Here is a 16,560-nt window from a genome sequence, read left to right as displayed (position 1 = left end):
TAGGAGGATTTTTATGGGAAGGCGCAACGAGCATACCCGAGATGAATTGCGCGAAATCTCGCTGCAAGCGGCCGAACAGTTGGTGGCGGCGCACGGTTTGGCCGGCCTCAGCGCCCGCAAGGTGGTAGCTTGCATCGGCTATACCGTCGGCAGTCTGTACATGGTCTTTCGCAATCTGGACGATCTGATCATCCAGATGAACGAGCGGACATTGGACCGATTGTACGGCGCGCTGGCGAGCGCGCTGGCCCACCGGCCACCGCCATCGACGGCGATTCGGGTGCTCGCTCAGGCTTATCTGGATTTTGCCTTGACCCAGACCAACGGTTGGCTGGCGCTGTACGAGCACCGAATGCCGGAAGAACAACCCATGCCCGATTCGTTTACCGAGCGTGTGGCCCGGATATTCGAGCTGGTGCAACAGAATCTGGCTCTGTTGTGCCCACAACGCTCGGGGCAAGACATCGCTCTGGCCGCTCGCGCTTTGTGGAGCGGCATTCATGGGGTGTGTATGCTCAACCTGGACCGCAAGCTGGAAAATATCGGCGGCCATCCGATGCAGGAGGTCGCGGACTCGCTGCTCGATAATTATTTAGCGGGCTTCGTGGCCTCAAAATGATTGGTTAGCGCTATCGCTCACCGTCAGAAATTCGAAGGTGGATCAGATAATTTTTCCAGCGCGCGATCATGCGTTTTTGCCAACAGCAGCAGCGCAAGGATCGCTCCCAAAAGCGCAAAACCCATATCCGATTGCGTGTCCCACACATAACCTTGAGTGCCTAAAAACGCTTCCGCCGCTTCTCCGCTGACGCTGGCCACGGCCCACTCGATCAATTCATAAAAAGCGCTAAAGCCCAGACAAAAACATACGATAAAGAAATGGGTCCATGACCGACCGTTGATGATGCCTTTCCGCAAGATAATTTCTCTGGCGATCATCGCTGGCACAAAACCTTGTGCGAAATGGCCCAGTTTGTCGTAATTGTTTCTTTCAAAGCCAAACGGTTCTTTCAACATGTCAAAAAGCGGTACTTCAGCATAAGTATAATGTCCGCCAACCATCAAGATGATGCAATGGACCAGAATCAAGAAGTAGACCAAACGCGTCAGCGAGAAACTCTTGTAGGTGACTCCCAGGACGATAGCGCCCACAATGGCGGGGGAAACCTCCAAAAACCAAGTAAGATAATCTTTTGGATGGATGCCCGACCCAATAAGAGCCAGGGCAAAAACACCGATCCACAGTGCCTTCATCTTCACGTCCACGCTTTTAGCCATCTCGTTTTGACGATGCTCCAAATACGCATTGCTCAACGGCTCCTCCAACTCATAAATCGACAGTCGAAACGAGCGATGCGGGTCGGTTGAAAGGTTTTCAGTCACAGAACAACCCAGTGCTTGCTGGCGCTGCTAATCCGGGCGGCCCGCGGGCTTGGTCGGTTCCTCCGCAAAGTCGAGCCCCCACTCGAACCAATCCTCTCCAAAGATTTCGGCCGGGTGTTGGGTGCGTTCCGATCCGTTCCCACACTGTAACGAATCAGCTGGGCAGTATTTGTCACAACCCCAGCAGATCCGCTCGGGATGCTTGGCAAGCTTGGGAAATTTTTTTGCCATTTCGGCCTCCGATCGCGCCGCCATCGAAGCTGCTGACGCGGCTAGCGTAGTCGAACACAACAGGCGAATCTGCTCCCATCGCCACTCCGTAACACCTTTACCCACCATGTTGATTTTGGCATAATCGGCTGGCGAGTTTGTAAAAATCGATCAAAATTTAGGCAAAAATAAGCCTGATCCCCGCGCGCCACCTTTAGTCAAAAAAACCCGCTTGCCGGACATCGGGGAAAATGATAGCGCTAGCCTGATTTCACCCGCCCCCATTGTTCTTCCAAGCGCTTCACGGACACCGGCGCAATCGTCTTCAACTCCTGCGCGAATTGCGAAACCCGCAATTCTTCCAGCAACCAGCGAAAGCGTAGTAATTCTGGGTCGTGTTTCTCGACCAAAGCGTTGCGTTCGGCCTGCCGCCGCCACAGCGCCGACAGTCGCACGATGTCACCACTGCGTTGACGGTCCTTGTCTGGCGCGTGCCGCAGTTTTTGCAAGCGCAACCCCACGGCCCGCAGATAGCGCGGCAGATGCGGCAACCATTCCGGCGGTGTAGCGCTGAGAAAGCCGGGATACACCAACCGCGCCAGTTGCTCGCGCACATCGGCCAGCGCCTCGGCCCAAACCGGCGATTCGTCCGCCGCCAACAGGCGGCGCGCCTCATGATGCGCGGCCAGAATGACGGCGGCGGTATCGCAAATCTCGACCTTGACGGCGGACAGTTTAGCCCTACCCCGCTCCAGCAGCGCCTCGAACGCCGGTCGGTCGCGCGGCAGCGCTTGCTCGCTCAGAAACGCTCGATCCAGCATCGCCGCCAGCAAATCCTCGCGCAACGCCTCCTGCGTCCCCAAACCAACGTAGTGCAGGGTCATCTGTTGGAACATCGGCAGATCGCGCGCCAGTTGCTTGTAGGCTGGTCCCAAGCGCCCGCCGATCAAGCGCCGCAAGCCGACGCGCGTCGCCGCTTCCGCCCGCGTCGGCGAATCGAGCAGGCGCAAGGCCAGCGTACCGTCGGTTTCAGCCACCAAGGCCGGATAGCCCCGCAACTGAATCCCGTTGCGCACGAAGTTCACTTCCTCGGTCAATTCCCCGAAATCCCAATCCCGCAAGTGCTCCCGCTCGAATTCCGGGGTCGGCAGCGCGGCGAACCGGTCGCGAGCTTCGCCGCGCAGTTCGGCCTGAATCGCGGCCCAGTCACGCCCGACCGCCAGCACCTGGCCATCCGCGTCCATCACTTGCACCCGCATTTGCAGATGAACCGGCACGGCGGCGGGACTCCAGTCCTGTTCGGGTATCCGCGCCCCCGTCATTGTCTCCAGACGCTCGGCCATCGCCTCAGTTAGCGACTGTCCGCCAGGTTCGATGATTTCCAACAAGGCTTGCACATAATTGGGTACCGGCACGAAATTACGCCGCACCGTTTTCGGCAGCGATTTCAGCAGCGCCGCCATCCGTTCCGCCCGTAAGCCCGGCACCAGCCAATCCAACCGCTTGGGATCGACTTGATTGACCGCCGCCAGCGGCACGGTCAAGGTCACACCGTCATCGTCCGCGCCGGGGCTAAAGCGATAAGTGAGCGGCAGGCGCAAACCGTCAAGATCGAGGTGGTCGGGAAAGCGTTCGCCGTCGGTCACCGGTCCCGCCTCCGCCAACAGCGCGGCACGGTCGAGAAACAGCAGGCGCGGACTCTCCCGTTCGGCCTGTTTGCGCCAGGTTTCAAATGCCGGTCCGCTGTAAATGCCTTCCGGGATGCGCTCGTCGTAGAAGCGATAAAGGGCTGCCTCATCCGCCGTCAGATCGCGACGAGCGCGGACTTCCAGTTCCTCCAGTTCAGCCAACAATGCCCGGTTATGCTGAAAAAATGGCGCTTGGCAATGAAAATCGCCGGCCACCAACGCATGGCGGATGAAAATGTCCCGCGCCAGCACTGGATCGAGCGGACCGTAATTGACCCGGCGATTGCTGATGATCGGCAGACCATACAGCGTGACCCGTTCCAGCGCCGCCACCTGTGCCGAACGCTTTTCCCAATGCGGTTCAGCGTAGCTGCGCTTGAGCAGATGCCCGGCCAAACCTTCCACCCATTCGGACTCAATGCGCGCGACGGTGCGGGCGTACAGGCGGCTGGTTTCGACCAGTTCCGCCGCCGCCACCCAGCGCGGCCGTTTCTTGAACAACCCGGAACCGGGGAACAGATAGAAATTGCGGCCCCGCGCGCCAAGATAGGCGTTCTCCTCCTGCTTCAAACCGAGATGGCCGAGCAGACCGGTCAGCAGCGCTTGATGCAGGTTGGCGTAAGCGGCGGGTTCCTCGTTGAGCCGCAGCCCCATTTCGGTGGTCAGCCCCAACAATTCGTGATGCAGGTCATGCCATTCCCGCAGCCGCACGAAGGACAGAAACTCGGCTTGACAGCGGTTGCGCAACTGGTTCTTGGACAGTTGCCGCGCCTGCTCGTGGTAGTACTCCCACAGTTTGATGAGCGCCAAGAAATCGGAGTGCTCGTCGCGAAAGCGGCGATGCTTCTCGTCGGCCGCTTGCTGTTTCTCCAGCGGCCGCTCGCGCGGGTCTTGCACCGCCAGCGCGGCGGCGACCACCAACACCTCGCGCAGACAACCTTCCCGCCGCGCCGCCAGCAGCATCCGGCCCAACCGGGGATCGAGCGGCAGCTTGGCCAGTTGCCGGCCTAGTTCGGTGATGCGCCGCTGCTCGTCCACCGCCTGCAACTCGAACAGCAGCCGAAACCCGTCGCTGATCTGGCGCGAATCCGGCGGCTCGACAAAAGGAAAGTCCTCCGGTCGACCCAGATTCAGCGCGCTCATCTGCAAAATCACCGCCGCCAGATGGGTACGCAGAATTTCGGGATCGGTGAACGGCGGGCGAGCCTGATAGTCCTCCTTGGCGTACAACCGGATACAAACGCCCGCCATCACCCGTCCGCAGCGGCCGGCCCGCTGGTTGGCGCTGGCTTGGGAAATCTTCTCGATCGGCAAGCGTTGAATCTTGCCGCGCGGGCTGTAGCGGCTGATCCGCGCCGTGCCGGGATCGATCACGTAGCGGATGCCCGGCACGGTCAACGAGGTTTCCGCTACGTTGGTCGCCAGCACGATGCGCGGCCGGCCGTGCGGCTGAAACACTCGGTTCTGTTCGGCGGCCGACAGTCGGGCGTACAGCGGCAGAATTTCGGTGTTGGGCGGATGATGCTTGCGCAGGCTTTCCGCCGTTTCCCGAATCTCCCGCTCGCCGGACAGGAAGATCAGAATATCGCCCGGCCCTTCCTTCCAGACCTCATCCACCGCGTCCAGAATCGCCTGTTGTAAATCACGGTCGCGCTCGTCCTCGTCCGTCGCCGCCAGCGGGCGATAGCGAACGTCCACCGGATAGGTGCGACCTGACACTTCGATAATCGGCGCATCGTTGAAATGGCGGGAGAAGCGTTCCGGGTCGATAGTCGCCGAGGTAATGATGAGCTTGAGATCAGGTCGGCGCGGTAGCAGCCGTTTCAGATAGCCCAGCAGAAAATCGATGTTCAGGCTGCGCTCGTGGGCCTCATCCAGAATGAGGACCTCGTACTGTTCCAGCAACCGGTCGCCCTGAGTTTCCGCTAGCAGGATGCCGTCGGTCATCAGCTTGATCGCGGCATTCGGCCCGGTGCGGTCGGCAAAACGCACCTTGTAGCCCACTTGGCCACCGACCGTCGTTTGCAATTCAGCGGCGATCCGCACCGCCACCGAACGAGCGGCGATCCGGCGCGGCTGGGTGTGGCCGATCAAGCCCGCCGCGCCCAACCCCAGCGAGAGGCAGATCTTGGGCAATTGGGTGGTTTTACCGGAACCGGTCTCACCGCAAATCACCACCACCTGATGATCGCGGATCGCAGCGGCGATGGTCTCGCGGTGGGCGTTGATCGGCAGGCTGTCGTCGAATTCCGGAACCGGCAGCACGGCGCGGCGCTCGGCCAGGCGCGCGGCGCTAGCCTCCAATTCGATGCTGAGTTGTTCCAATCCACGATCCACCGGCTTGCCTTCACGCGCGCGCTGGCGCAGCCCGCGCAAGCGCCGAGCCAGTCCGCTGCGATCGCGAATCGGACAATCGCTCAATCGCATTTGCAGAGAAAGAAAAAGCTGTTCCACGGATAAGCCAAAATTTTTGTTGGAGCGAACCTGCGCCGCGCCGGTCCTGAAACGGCGCGCATTTTTACATAAGCTTGTGCAAACGCACACAAAATTTGCTTGCGGAACGGCACGCTTTCACGTACTTTCCGCCGCGGGTGGAGGACGAGAAGAACCTCGAAATACCCAACGTCGGCTCTCGGCTGCCCACGTTCCCGTAAGCGTTGGCACAACCGGCGGCCCGGCAGAAATAAAATATTTTTGTCTTGAGGTTGTATTAATGCGTACTGGTACTGTGAAGTGGTTCGACGAAGCAAAGGGTTTTGGTTTCATCGCCCCCGAGGACGGCAGCAGCGACGTGTTCGTCCATTATTCAGTGATCGAGGGCAAGGGTTTCCGAACCTTGGCGGAGAACCAGAAAGTCGAGTTTGAAGTCAAAGTGGGACCCAAAGGCCCACAAGCCACGATGGTCAAGAAATTCGCGGCTGAAAAATAAAACACGTTTCCACCAACCAATCAGCCGAAGCCCCGCTCCGCGCGGGGCTTCGTCGTTTTGGCGGCTTCGCTATAATGCCTCCCCGCCTCACCCCGATAGAGCCGTCTCGTGATTGAAAAACTTCGCAACATCGCCATCATCGCCCACGTGGATCACGGTAAGACCACGCTGGTGGACAAACTGCTGCAACAGTCCGGCACGCTCGGCGACCGCGCCGCGCCGCCCGAACGGGTCATGGACTCCAACGCGCTGGAACGGGAGCGCGGCATCACCATCCTGGCCAAGAACACCGCGCTGTACTGGCGCGACTACCACATCAACATCGTGGACACGCCCGGCCACGCCGATTTCGGCGGCGAGGTCGAGCGGGTGCTATCGATGGTGGATTCGGTGCTGCTGTTGGTGGACGCGGTGGACGGCCCGATGCCGCAAACTCGCTTCGTCACCCAGAAAGCCTTCGCGATGGGCTTTCGGCCGATCGTGGTCATCAACAAGATCGACCGGCCCGGCGCGCGGCCGCATTGGGTGCTGGATCGCACCTTCGACCTGTTCGACCGCTTGGGCGCCAGCGACGAGCAACTCGACTTTCCGGTGATCTACGCCTCGGCGTTGCACGGCTACGCCGGACTTGAGGATACCGTGCGCGACGGTGACATGACCCCACTGTTCGAGACCATCATCGACCATGTTAGCCCACCGCAAGTCGATCCCACCGGGACGTTTCAACTGCAAGTCAGCTCGCTGGACTATAACAGCTACGTCGGGGTCATCGGCATCGGCCGCATCCGCCGGGGCAAGGTCAAGACCAACACCCCGGTCACGATCCTAGATCCGAACGGCAATCGCCGCAACGGCCGCATCCTGCAAATCCTGGGCTTTCAAGGCTTGGAGCGGATCGAATTTCCCGAAGCTTCGGCCGGCGACATCATCGCCTTCACCGGCATCGACGGGTTGGGGATTTCCGATGTGATCTGCGACCCGACCGCCGTCGAGCCGCTGCCGCCGCTCAAGGTGGACGAGCCGACCATGAGCATGACCTTTCAGGTCAACACCTCGCCGTTTGCCGGGCGCGAAGGGAAATACGTCACCAGCCGTCAAATCCGCGAGCGGTTGTACCGGGAATTGATTCACAACGTGGCGCTGCGAATCGAGGACACCGACGATCCCGACAAATTCAAGGTCTCTGGCCGAGGCGAGCTACATTTATCGATTCTGATCGAAAACATGCGCCGCGAAGGCTACGAGCTGGCGGTGTCGCGCCCGGAAGTCATCGTGCGCGACATCGACGGCGAGCCGCACGAGCCTTACGAGCAATTGACCGTCGATGTCGAGGAGCAACATCAGGGCGCGATCATGGAAAAACTCGGCGACCGACGCGGCGAGCTGCTCGACATGCAACCCGACGGCAAGGGCCGGGTCCGCTTGGATTATCTGATTCCGGCGCGCGGGCTCATCGGTTTTCAGACCGAGTTTTTGACCACCACCTCCGGCACCGGCCTGATCTATCATGTTTTCGACCGCTACGCGCCGGCCAAGAAAGGGGCCATCGGCGCGCGGATCAACGGCGTATTGATCGCCAACTCCACCGGTAAGGTTCTGGCTTATGCTTTGTTCAATCTTCAGGAGCGCGGCCGGCTGATGGTCGGCCCCGGCGATGAGGCTTACGAAGGCATGATCGTCGGCCTGCACTCCCGCGATAACGACCTGGTGGTCAACCCGCTCAAGGCCAAGCAGCTCACCAATATCCGCGCGGCCGGTTCGGACGAAAACATCCTGCTGACCCCGCCGGTGCGTTTGAGTTTGGAGCAGGCGCTGGAGTTTATCGACGACGACGAACTGGTAGAGGTGACGCCCAAATCGATCCGGCTACGCAAGAAATTATTGCTGGAAAACGAGCGGAAACGGGCTTCTCGCAAAGAAAGCAATTGAATTTTCGAGCAGTTTTTACTCCACATATACAGACGTTTAATTTCTTTCTTTTTCGCCATAATGTTAAAGTAATAGAAGCCGTATTCACTACACAAACCCCGCAAGGGGCAATCACAATGCGGCTCACCAAACTATGGGAGACTAAATCAAGATGTCAGAACAACAACCTCTCGGCAATCCGGCGGTGGTCGGCTTGGCCGGTTTCGGCCTGACGACTCTAGTCCTGCAATTTCACAATGTCGGCTGGATGCCCAGCATCGGTCCGGTCGTTTGGCTCGGTCTTTTCTTCGGCGGCATGGCTCAGTTGATCGCGGGCTTGCAGGAACAAAAGACCGGCAATAACTTCGGCTATTGCGCCTTCACCTCCTACGGCGCCTTCTGGATTGCGCTATGCGCCATGCTGCTCGGCAACAAATTCGACATCTTCAAGGCGGGCACTGAAGATGTCGGCTGGTTCCTGGTGGCGTGGACGCTGTTCACCGTCATTCTCTGGATCGGTTCGCTGCGCATTCACGGCGCGATGGCCTTTACCTTCACCACTTTGCTGATCGGCTTTATCCTGCTCGATCTGGCGCATTTCGGCTATCCCGGTCTGACCGTGGTCGCCGGCTACGAGCTGATGATCTGCGCGCTGGCCGCTTGGTATATGCTGGCAGGCATCATCCTAAACGGCCTTTACGGTCGGACCATTTTGTCCATGGGCAAGCCCTGGGCTTCCTAAAGCCGGCTTTCTCATCGCTCGCCATCAATTTTCTGGAGGATTGCAAAATGCAGAGAACAACGCTCGGTCTTGCCGGCTTAGCCCTGGCCTTGAGCGCCGCGCCGGTTTGGGTCGGCGCGGCCGACCCCAGCGCCGCCACGCCCGATGAGGTGGTGACCAAGGTTCATGAGGCCGTCCAGTACCTGAGGGAAAAGGGTCTGGCGGGCTTCTCGGATTTCAACAACAACAAGGACGCCCGCTGGGTGTGGAAGGACAGCTACGTGTTCGTGTATAGCTGCCGGGATAACGTGATGATCGCCCATCCGCTGCGTCCGGACATGGTGGGCAAGGCGATCCTGCAAATGAAGGACGACAAGGATCACCTGCTGTTTCAGGATATGTGCAAGGCCGGATCGAACAGCGACGGCGGCTGGGTCGAATACTGGTGGCCGAAGCCGGGCGAGGCCAAGTCGTCGCGCAAGATTTCCTACGTCCACAGCGCCGAGGTGTCCTTCAAGCCGGACATTCAGGTGGGCGCGGGCATTTACGATGACGCCACGACCGTCGATGCTCTGAACCAGCGCGTCGCTCAAATTAAACAACCCAAGAAAGACGCACCTTGAGCCGATGGCCTAACGAGCGCCTTTAAACTCCAGCCCCGGCTCCGGACCGGGGCGATTTTTTGAGCGGTCGGTTATTGATTGGGCGGCACCACGTTGGCGTTGGAGCGGTAAAGCTGGGTCTCGTAGGGCCGATTTTTAGGCGGCATGTCGGTGATCTGCTCGCGTCCCCGATCGTCCCGCCAGCGGTAGAGCGGCCCGGTATAGTCCGGCAAACCGGGTAGCGGCAACCATTTTCGCGCCCACCTCGGCACATCTTGCGGCGTCGTATACCAATACAAAACCAGCCCTCCCAACAGACCCAAGCCGAATAGCAGCCACAACGGCACTCGACCAAACTGCCTTTGCCGGGTCCTCACCAGCGTTCGCCGCCGCACCCCACCTAAAATCGTCTTGGATCGCATGACCTCTCCCTCATCGCCAATCTCCCCTTAACGCCGCCACCCGCTCGCGCAATAATTCCGAGGCCGCCCGCTCCGGCGGCACCGGCTCGCCGACGATCAATTCGACCCGCGACCAGAAGCGGCGCGGGAAACGCCCCATCGCCTTGCCGTGGCGGCGGCTGAAGAAACTGCCCCACAAGCCGCGCAAGGCCATCGGCACCACCGGAACCGGCGTCCGTTGGAGTATGCGCTCGATGCCGGACTTAAACGACCCGATCTCGCCGTCCGGCGTCAGCCGGCCTTCCGGAAAAATGCCCACCACTTCGCCTTGTTCCAGATATTCGGCCACCCGTTCGTAAGCTTGCTTCAAGATTTCGCGATCGGTGCGCGCCGAGGCGATGGGAATGGCCCCCGCGGTGCGAAACACGAAATTCAACCCCGGAGTTTTGAAAATCTGATGGTCCATGACGAACCGCACCGGCCGGCGGCAACAGCCGCCCACCACCAACGCATCCATCAAGCTGACGTGGTTGCACACCAGCAACGCCGGCCCTTGATCGGGGAGCTGCTCCAAGCCCTGGGTTCGCAAGCGATACACGATGTTCACCAGAATCCAGACGATGAAGCGCATCAGGAATTCGGGAACCAGGGTAAAAATGTAAATCGCCACCGCCGCGTTGAAAACCGCCATCACCAGCAACAGTTGCGGGATGGTCAGCCCCCGGTCCAGCAAGGCGACCGCGATCAGCGCCGCCGCAACCATGAACACCGCGTTGATGATGTTGTTGCCGGCGATCACCCGCGACAGGTGGGTCGGCTCGCTGCGCTGTTGCACCAGCGCGTACAGCGGCACGATGTAGATGCCGCCGAACACGCCGATCAACACGACGTCCAGCGCCACCCGCCAACTGCCGGGCCGCGCCAGGAAGGCCCAGACATCCAGCAACGCCTCTCCCGGCGCGGACGTCGCGGGCGTCGCGAAAAACAAATCGACGCCAAACAGCGTCAGCCCGATGGAGCCGAACGGCACCAGCCCGAGTTCCACCATCCGCCCGGACAGGCGCTCGCACAGCAGCGAGCCGATGCCGACGCCGACGGCGAACAACGTCAGCAACAAGGTCACCACCGACTCCCCGCCGCCGAGGTTGAGTTTGGTGAAGTTGGGCAACTGCGCGAGATAAACGCTGCCGACGAACCAGAACCAGGAAATGCCGAGCACCGACTGAAAAACGGTGAAGTTCTGATGGGTGAACTTGAGGATGCGCCAGGTTTCGGTGATGGGATTCCAGTTGATCCTCAAATCCGGCGCGGCGGGCGGAGCGATGGGTATCCAACGGCTGCTGAGATAGCCGAGCACGGCCAGAAAGATCACCGCGCCCGCGACCCAGTACGCCCCTTGATGTCGGGCGATCAAGACGCCGCCGAGCAGGGTCCCCAGCAAAATGGCGAGGTTGGTCGCCATCTCGATCCAGGCGTTGCCACCGACCAGTTCCTCCGGCTTTAAATGCTGCGGCAGAATGCTGTATTTGGCCGGCCCGAACAGCGTGGATTGCGCCCCCATCAAAAACAACAACCCGATCAGCAGCGGCGTGTTGCCGGTGACGAAGCCGAAGGCCGCGCCGGACATGATGGCGATTTCCAGCAGCTTGACTTGGCGGATGTAACTGGATTTTTCGTATTTATCCGACAGTTGGCCGGCGGTCGCCGAAAACAAAAAAAACGGCAGCACGAACAGGCCGGCGCTCAAGTTGGTCAGCAGATTGGAGCGCGCGGGATCGTTGCCCGCCACCTGAAACGCGATCATGATGATCAAGGCGTTTTTAAAAACGTTATCGTTGAACGCCCCCAGGAATTGGGTCACAAAGAAAGGCAGGAACCGCCGTTCCTTCATCAGCGTGAATTCGTTATCGTGCGCCATCCGGGGACATGCTCCAAGACTGGGAAAGTCCGGCTAAGTGTAAACGATGCCCGGCCAAACGACTTGACCGACCGAGGCAATCGACCCATCATCGCATGACGCATCTCATTTCTTGACCCCGGACGCATCCGCCCGCGATCCGCCGGGTCTCCCGCCGCGCGCCAAGCGACGGACTGACAAGTAGCTTACGGGCGGCGCAGACCCTGCGCGAAGTCCACGACCGCCGAGACGGTCCGATCAGGGTTCCAAAGGCCCCCGCCCCATCCAGTCCGAGGAATCCCTTTATGTTGATTCGAGTCGGTTACGACCTCATTTTCGACCATCCGGGGCCGACCCCCATCTTCGCCATGCTCTATCCGCATCCCTCAAGAGCGGGTTCGGTGCGCCGTGGCGATCATCTGTTGATGGAGCCGTCGGTTCCGGTCAGCGAATACACCGACGCCTACGGCAACCGCTGCGGCCGCTTGCTCGCTCCGCCGGGACCGATCCGCTTTTGGAACGACGCGGTGATCGAGGACAGCGGCCGCTCGGACGAGCAGAATCCCGCCGCCCCGCAGCACGAAATTCACGACTTGCCGGATGAGACGCTGACCTTTCTCATGCCGAGCCGCTATTGCGAAGTCGATCTGATGGTGAATCTAGCCTGGGAGTTGTTCGGCAACACGCCGACCGGCTGGGCGCGGGTGCAAACGATCTGCGATTTCGTGCACGACCGCATTCAATTCGATTACCTGCAAGCTCGGAAAACGCGCACCGCGCATGAAGCGTATCAGGAGAAAGTCGGGGTCTGCCGCGATTTCACCCATCTGGCGGTTACCTTCTGCCGCTGCATGAATATCCCGGCCCGATATTGCACCGGCTATCTCGGCGACATCGGCGTGCCGGCCGCGCCCGACCCGATGGATTTCAGCGCGTGGTTCGAGGCGTATGTGGGCGGGCGCTGGTACACCTTCGACCCGCGCCACAACGCGCCCCGCATCGGCCGCATCTTGATGGCCTACGGCCACGACGCCGCCGACGTGGCGCTGCTGACCTCCTTCGGTCCCAGCCGGCTGGATCGGTTTACGGTGTGGACGGATGAGGTCGGGGAAGACGCCTTGGCTTGAGGTTTCGGCGGGCAGATTCCTAAGTTTTGTTTGGCGCGAAAATCCGAAGCCGGACCTCCGGCTTCGGATTTTCTTGCTCTGCTTAATTCCGAGATAGCGTTGATCATGATTCTGACAGGGCAGCGAGCAGTTGCAGTTTGACTTCCAGTTCGGGTAGGCGCTCTTGGCTGGCGGCGTCACCTGGCAGATAGCCCGCTAACGCTTCCACGAATGACGCAGTTGCCAGCAAGGTTTGAAATCGCTCCGCTAAATATGCTTTAAGCTCAGGCGGGATATTGCGGCATTCCTCGGTCAAGCTGTCGCGACCATCGATCACAGCCAATAAATCGCCGAGATCGTGACTGAAGAGAAAGTCCGCATTACCGCGACCGTCGAACGCTTCCAGTTTGGTCGCTAGAAAAACCGGAGCGGCAATCAGTCGGATTTGGCATCCACTCGGTAATGCAATAGGAAATGCTGTTGCTAGAGCCAGCGGCGGATACCAGCGATTTGAGAAGCCGAGAATGGTTTCCAATGTCGGCATGACATCCACGGCGACTAATCCAACGCGCCAGCGACAAATAGGTGAGGCTGGCCGCATGTCTTGCTCGAATCCTTGCACTCGCAACGTTTGTTCGATCCGATGATAGTCCCTCAGCGTCACGGCCTCCACGATCAAATCCACGTCTTCAGTCGACCGAATCGAGGGCATTGCGGCGTCGGTGATCAACAGTCCAACCACAGCACCACCGACAAAAACCATTTCCTTACATAATATATCGCCTAAATGTTCGGCGACGATTTCCAGCAGAGCGATATTTGGATCGTTAGCATTCACGGTTTTAAGCGGACATCGAGCATTTCCAACGCGAGCGCGCGTTCGCGTGGGCTACCGCCGCGAACGGCATCGAACAACACCAGCAATTCGTGCGGAGCCGAGTTTCGCTCCGCTGCGTCTGGTACTGTGGGGTATAGCGGGTAAAAGGCAAATCCGCGCACCGTGCCGTTTTTATAAGGCCACACGGGGACAGGATCAGCGCTTTGCACGATCCGGTCTTTTAGAGGGGTTGCCGCATAGCTGGTCGGCATACCGCGCGTGAGGCTGCCGCGCGTGGCCGGGAAGCAGTAACGCGCACCGTGTTGGACAAACAAGCGAAGCGCTTCGCGCACGACCGAAGGTTTGCCATTACTGTCTTTGCGCGCCAGTTGAGCCGCTCGGCTCTCTCGACCGCCGCATGGGTTTCGGAGGCTGTCAGACCGAGATCGATGGCCAGCGCGGCGTAAGTTGTTGTTGAATCGGCATTAACATTTAGATGCAACAACACCACAAGGTCTTGTGGTCTCAGCACAATTTGCGGTTTGGATTTCGAGCGAGCCATCGCCACCGCCGTATATTCGCTATTCGCGAATATACGGCGGTGGCGATGTTTGTCAACATCTTAGGATTCTATATTCGTCTCAATAATGCTTTGATTTGACAAAAGACTCGGCAACAGAAAATCACGAGTTCAGTTGAAAGTTTAGATTTCTTTTTCAGAAAGCGCGATCCAGTGCATGACTTTGTTCTTTTCGATCTTTTTGAGTATTTTCAACGGGGCACGCGGCGCGGCCCATCGCCGCTCGCCATCGCAACAGTGTTCAGACCCTCGGCGGGAGCTTATAGTGTAATTTTGCTTTTGCGGAAAACACCATGCGCGCCGTCACTCACGATCTCCTAAGCCGCGAAGCGACCGACTGGCACCAGCAAGGTTTGATCGACCGCCCGCTGTTGGACTTGCTGTTGCAGCGCTACGCCCGACGCGGCGAATTCCTTGCCACGCTGCTGAAATGGTTGGGAATTTTCGCCATTTTGCAACTAGGCTTGGCGGTGCTGGCGTCCATCGCGTTCCTGCTCAATTCAGCATTCGTCGCGGCCGCGCTGTTGGGCGCGACCAGCGTTGGGCTGTGGTATGGCGGCGTGCGGTTGGCGACCGACCCGCGCCGGCTTTACCCGCATACCGGGGCGATCCTGGTGACCGCCAGCCTGGCGGGCGTGTTCGGCGCGTTGATCCTGGCGTATATCGCGTTGAGCGGTCAACCCGACGATCTCCCCATCCCGACGCTGATGCTGCTGACCTCCGTGCTCGGTGCGTTCACCGCCTACCGCTATCGGCTGCGCTGGCCGCTGCTGCTGGCGCTGCTGCTGTTCTTTCACGGCTTGGGCGCGTGGCACACCTACGGCGGACACGGGGCTTATTTCGCCGACATTCAGGAACCGCGCTTGATGGCCGCCGTCTCGCTCGGCGCGATCTTGCTCGGCCTCTGGCACGAGCGGCGGCTGGAGGTCGGAGCCTTGCGCCGCTGCGTCGGCTTCGGCGGTCTGTATCTGATTTTCGGATTGTTATATCTGAATTTGTCGCTGTGGTTTCTCACCCTGCCGCGCGGGCCGTTGGCTTGGGTGCTGGTCTTTACCGCCGCCGCCATCGCCCAGATCGTCGCCGGCGCGCGGCTGCGCGATGCCCGCTTGACCGGCTTCGGGATCGTGTTTCTGGCGATCAATTTCTATACCCGCTATTTCGAGCAGTTTTGGGATCAACTGTCGATTGGGATGTTTTTCGTGATCGGCGGCGCGCTGGCGCTGATTTTTGGCTATCTGTTCGAGCGCTGGGCGCAAGCCACCTACTCAGGGACAGGATGATGAACCCACAATCCCGCAACCGCCGCGTCCGCCGCGAACTGGACGAACTGCTGCGCGAGGGGCTGATCGACGAGGCGACGCACGCTCGATTGCGCCAGCGCTATCCAACCGCGGGGTGGGACTGGCGCTCGTTGGGGCGTTGGTTTCTGATCTTCGGGGCGATCAGCTTGATGGCCGGGTTGGGCATTCTCGGTCGGAAATGGTTCGACTTCACGCTGACTAAACTGGCAGTGGTTCAAACCCTCGGTTTGATCGCCAGTTTTGGCATCGCGCAGTGGGTCAAGCGCGTCCGACCGGCTTTAAGCTGGACCGCCGCCAGTTTGGAACTGCTGGGCGGATTGGGCTTGATCGGCCTGACGTTCAATTTGGGGGCGATTTTTTCGACCGGCTCCGGCAACTGGCCGGCGCTGCTGTTGATCGATTGGATCGCGCTGCTGGTTTTAAGCTACGCGCTGCGCAACCCGTTATTGCTAACGCTGACCGCCGTGGTGTTTTTCTGCTGGTTCGGCGGCTTTACCGGCTACGCCTCCGGCTGGGGCGCGTACTGGTTCGGCATGGGCTATCCGTTGCGGTTTTTGGCGGCGGCGGCGACGATCGTCGCCGTGGCCGTGATCCATCAGCAGAGCGAAAAAGGCCCGCTCGCGCCGTTTCGCGGCTTTTTCAAGATTTGGCTGTCCAGCGGCTTGTTCTTCGCCGAAATGGCGCTGTGGCTGCTGTCGCTGTTCGGCAATTTCAATCTAGAAAACCAAGGCTGGCATTGGGCCGGCGGCGGCGAACTTGTGCTGTTCAACAGTTTGTGGGCGATTTTGAATGTCGCCTTGATCGGAGCAGGCGCGCGGCTCATGATGCGGATGCTGACCGGTTACGGCGCGACCTTCCTGATCATTCAGATTTACACGCTGTTTTTCGCTCACCTGTCCGAGGATTTGGGGTTGCCGCTCAGCCTCTTGATCGCCGGCGGCGGCGCGCTGGCGCTGACGTTTTATCTGGAGCGACGGCGGCGGATCAATGCGTAAACCATTGAGAAAATAATTAGGG

Annotated in this window: 15 protein-coding genes; 8 read left to right on the top strand and 7 right to left on the bottom strand. The window is 59.7% G+C overall.

Annotation, left to right across the window (positions count from 1 at the left end):
* Positions 1–13 precede the first annotated feature (13 nt).
* Positions 14–619 (top strand): WHG domain-containing protein, encoded by a 606-nt coding sequence (locus IPK09_01930; protein ID MBK7982372.1) that lies wholly within the window; start codon positions 14–16, stop codon positions 617–619.
* Between the two features lie 23 nt (positions 620–642).
* Here the strand turns inward: IPK09_01930 and IPK09_01925 are convergent, their stop codons facing one another.
* From IPK09_01925 to hrpA, 3 genes are all read right to left on the bottom strand, one after another.
* On the bottom strand, positions 643–1,254 hold the full coding sequence (locus tag IPK09_01925; protein MBK7982371.1) for a DUF2238 domain-containing protein: 612 nt from the start codon (positions 1,252–1,254) through the stop codon (positions 643–645).
* Between the two features lie 156 nt (positions 1,255–1,410).
* Positions 1,411–1,614, bottom strand: coding sequence for a DUF3079 domain-containing protein (locus tag IPK09_01920; GenBank protein MBK7982370.1), 204 nt, complete (start codon positions 1,612–1,614; stop codon positions 1,411–1,413).
* Positions 1,615–1,853: 239 nt separating this feature from the next.
* Positions 1,854–5,708: an ATP-dependent RNA helicase HrpA gene (gene hrpA, locus IPK09_01915; GenBank protein ID MBK7982369.1), complete on the bottom strand. Its 3,855-nt coding sequence runs from the start codon at positions 5,706–5,708 to the stop codon at positions 1,854–1,856.
* A 286-nt stretch (positions 5,709–5,994) separates the two neighbouring features.
* Here hrpA and IPK09_01910 point away from each other — a divergent pair, with 286 nt between their 5' ends.
* From IPK09_01910 to IPK09_01895, 4 genes are all read left to right on the top strand, one after another.
* The gene (locus tag IPK09_01910) at positions 5,995–6,210 is read left to right on the top strand and encodes a cold-shock protein (protein MBK7982368.1); all 216 of its coding nucleotides are present in this window, start codon (positions 5,995–5,997) and stop codon (positions 6,208–6,210) included.
* 108 nt (positions 6,211–6,318) lie between these two features.
* Positions 6,319–8,139, top strand: a complete 1,821-nt coding sequence (gene typA / locus IPK09_01905; GenBank protein ID MBK7982367.1) for a translational GTPase TypA — start codon at positions 6,319–6,321, stop codon at positions 8,137–8,139.
* A gap of 151 nt (positions 8,140–8,290) precedes the next feature.
* Positions 8,291–8,860 carry an acetate uptake transporter gene (locus tag IPK09_01900; GenBank protein MBK7982366.1) on the top strand — a complete coding sequence of 190 codons (570 nt, stop codon included), beginning with the start codon at positions 8,291–8,293 and terminating at the stop codon, positions 8,858–8,860.
* A gap of 47 nt (positions 8,861–8,907) precedes the next feature.
* On the top strand, positions 8,908–9,462 hold the full coding sequence (locus IPK09_01895) for a cache domain-containing protein (GenBank protein ID MBK7982365.1): 555 nt from the start codon (positions 8,908–8,910) through the stop codon (positions 9,460–9,462).
* A 71-nt stretch (positions 9,463–9,533) separates the two neighbouring features.
* On the opposite strand, the gene IPK09_01890 is transcribed toward IPK09_01895, so the two are convergent.
* Positions 9,534–9,863 (bottom strand): hypothetical protein, encoded by a 330-nt coding sequence (locus IPK09_01890; GenBank protein ID MBK7982364.1) that lies wholly within the window; start codon positions 9,861–9,863, stop codon positions 9,534–9,536.
* A 10-nt stretch (positions 9,864–9,873) separates the two neighbouring features.
* Entirely contained in the window at positions 9,874–11,760 is a 1,887-nt protein-coding gene (locus IPK09_01885; protein ID MBK7982363.1) for an MFS transporter, read from the bottom strand.
* Between the two features lie 284 nt (positions 11,761–12,044).
* Here IPK09_01885 and IPK09_01880 point away from each other — a divergent pair, with 284 nt between their 5' ends.
* Positions 12,045–12,866 carry a transglutaminase family protein gene (locus IPK09_01880; GenBank protein ID MBK7982362.1) on the top strand — a complete coding sequence of 274 codons (822 nt, stop codon included), beginning with the start codon at positions 12,045–12,047 and terminating at the stop codon, positions 12,864–12,866.
* A gap of 103 nt (positions 12,867–12,969) precedes the next feature.
* Here the strand turns inward: IPK09_01880 and IPK09_01875 are convergent, their stop codons facing one another.
* Both IPK09_01875 and IPK09_01870 read right to left on the bottom strand, forming a co-directional pair.
* Positions 12,970–13,683, bottom strand: coding sequence for a hypothetical protein (locus IPK09_01875; protein MBK7982361.1), 714 nt, complete (start codon positions 13,681–13,683; stop codon positions 12,970–12,972).
* Positions 13,680–13,997, bottom strand: coding sequence for a hypothetical protein (locus IPK09_01870; GenBank protein MBK7982360.1), 318 nt, complete (start codon positions 13,995–13,997; stop codon positions 13,680–13,682). The genes IPK09_01875 and IPK09_01870 overlap by 4 nt, the downstream gene beginning before the upstream one ends.
* Positions 13,998–14,535: 538 nt before the next feature.
* Here IPK09_01870 and IPK09_01865 point away from each other — a divergent pair.
* Complete coding sequence (locus IPK09_01865; GenBank protein MBK7982359.1) at positions 14,536–15,522, top strand: hypothetical protein; 987 nt, start codon at positions 14,536–14,538, stop codon at positions 15,520–15,522.
* Positions 15,522–16,538, top strand: coding sequence for a hypothetical protein (locus tag IPK09_01860; protein ID MBK7982358.1), 1,017 nt, complete (start codon positions 15,522–15,524; stop codon positions 16,536–16,538). Before IPK09_01865 ends, IPK09_01860 begins: the two co-directional genes overlap by 1 nt.
* Positions 16,539–16,560 lie beyond the last annotated feature (22 nt).

The organism is Candidatus Competibacteraceae bacterium (genome assembly GCA_016713505.1).
In the GTDB taxonomy this organism is placed as follows: domain Bacteria; phylum Pseudomonadota; class Gammaproteobacteria; order Competibacterales; family Competibacteraceae; genus Competibacter_A.
This window is presented reverse-complemented; position numbering and strand designations above follow the sequence as displayed.

Bases quoted from the DNA above. Each gene is read 5' to 3' on its own strand.
- IPK09_01930 (MBK7982372.1), top strand. From the start codon at position 14: ATGGGAAGGCGCAACGAGCATACCCGAGATGAATTGCGCGAAATCTCG.
- IPK09_01880 (MBK7982362.1), top strand. From the start codon at position 12,045: ATGTTGATTCGAGTCGGTTACGACCTCATTTTCGACCATCCGGGGCCG.
- IPK09_01860 (MBK7982358.1), top strand. From the start codon at position 15,522: ATGAACCCACAATCCCGCAACCGCCGCGTCCGCCGCGAACTGGACGAA.
- IPK09_01885 (MBK7982363.1), bottom strand. From the start codon at position 11,760: ATGGCGCACGATAACGAATTCACGCTGATGAAGGAACGGCGGTTCCTG.
- hrpA (MBK7982369.1), bottom strand. From the start codon at position 5,708: ATGCGATTGAGCGATTGTCCGATTCGCGATCGCAGCGGACTGGCTCGG.
- IPK09_01925 (MBK7982371.1), bottom strand. From the start codon at position 1,254: ATGAAGGCACTGTGGATCGGTGTTTTTGCCCTGGCTCTTATTGGGTCG.
- IPK09_01895 (MBK7982365.1), top strand. From the start codon at position 8,908: ATGCAGAGAACAACGCTCGGTCTTGCCGGCTTAGCCCTGGCCTTGAGC.
- IPK09_01865 (MBK7982359.1), top strand. From the start codon at position 14,536: ATGCGCGCCGTCACTCACGATCTCCTAAGCCGCGAAGCGACCGACTGG.
- IPK09_01900 (MBK7982366.1), top strand. From the start codon at position 8,291: ATGTCAGAACAACAACCTCTCGGCAATCCGGCGGTGGTCGGCTTGGCC.
- IPK09_01890 (MBK7982364.1), bottom strand. From the start codon at position 9,863: ATGCGATCCAAGACGATTTTAGGTGGGGTGCGGCGGCGAACGCTGGTG.
- IPK09_01920 (MBK7982370.1), bottom strand. From the start codon at position 1,614: ATGGCAAAAAAATTTCCCAAGCTTGCCAAGCATCCCGAGCGGATCTGC.
- IPK09_01910 (MBK7982368.1), top strand. From the start codon at position 5,995: ATGCGTACTGGTACTGTGAAGTGGTTCGACGAAGCAAAGGGTTTTGGT.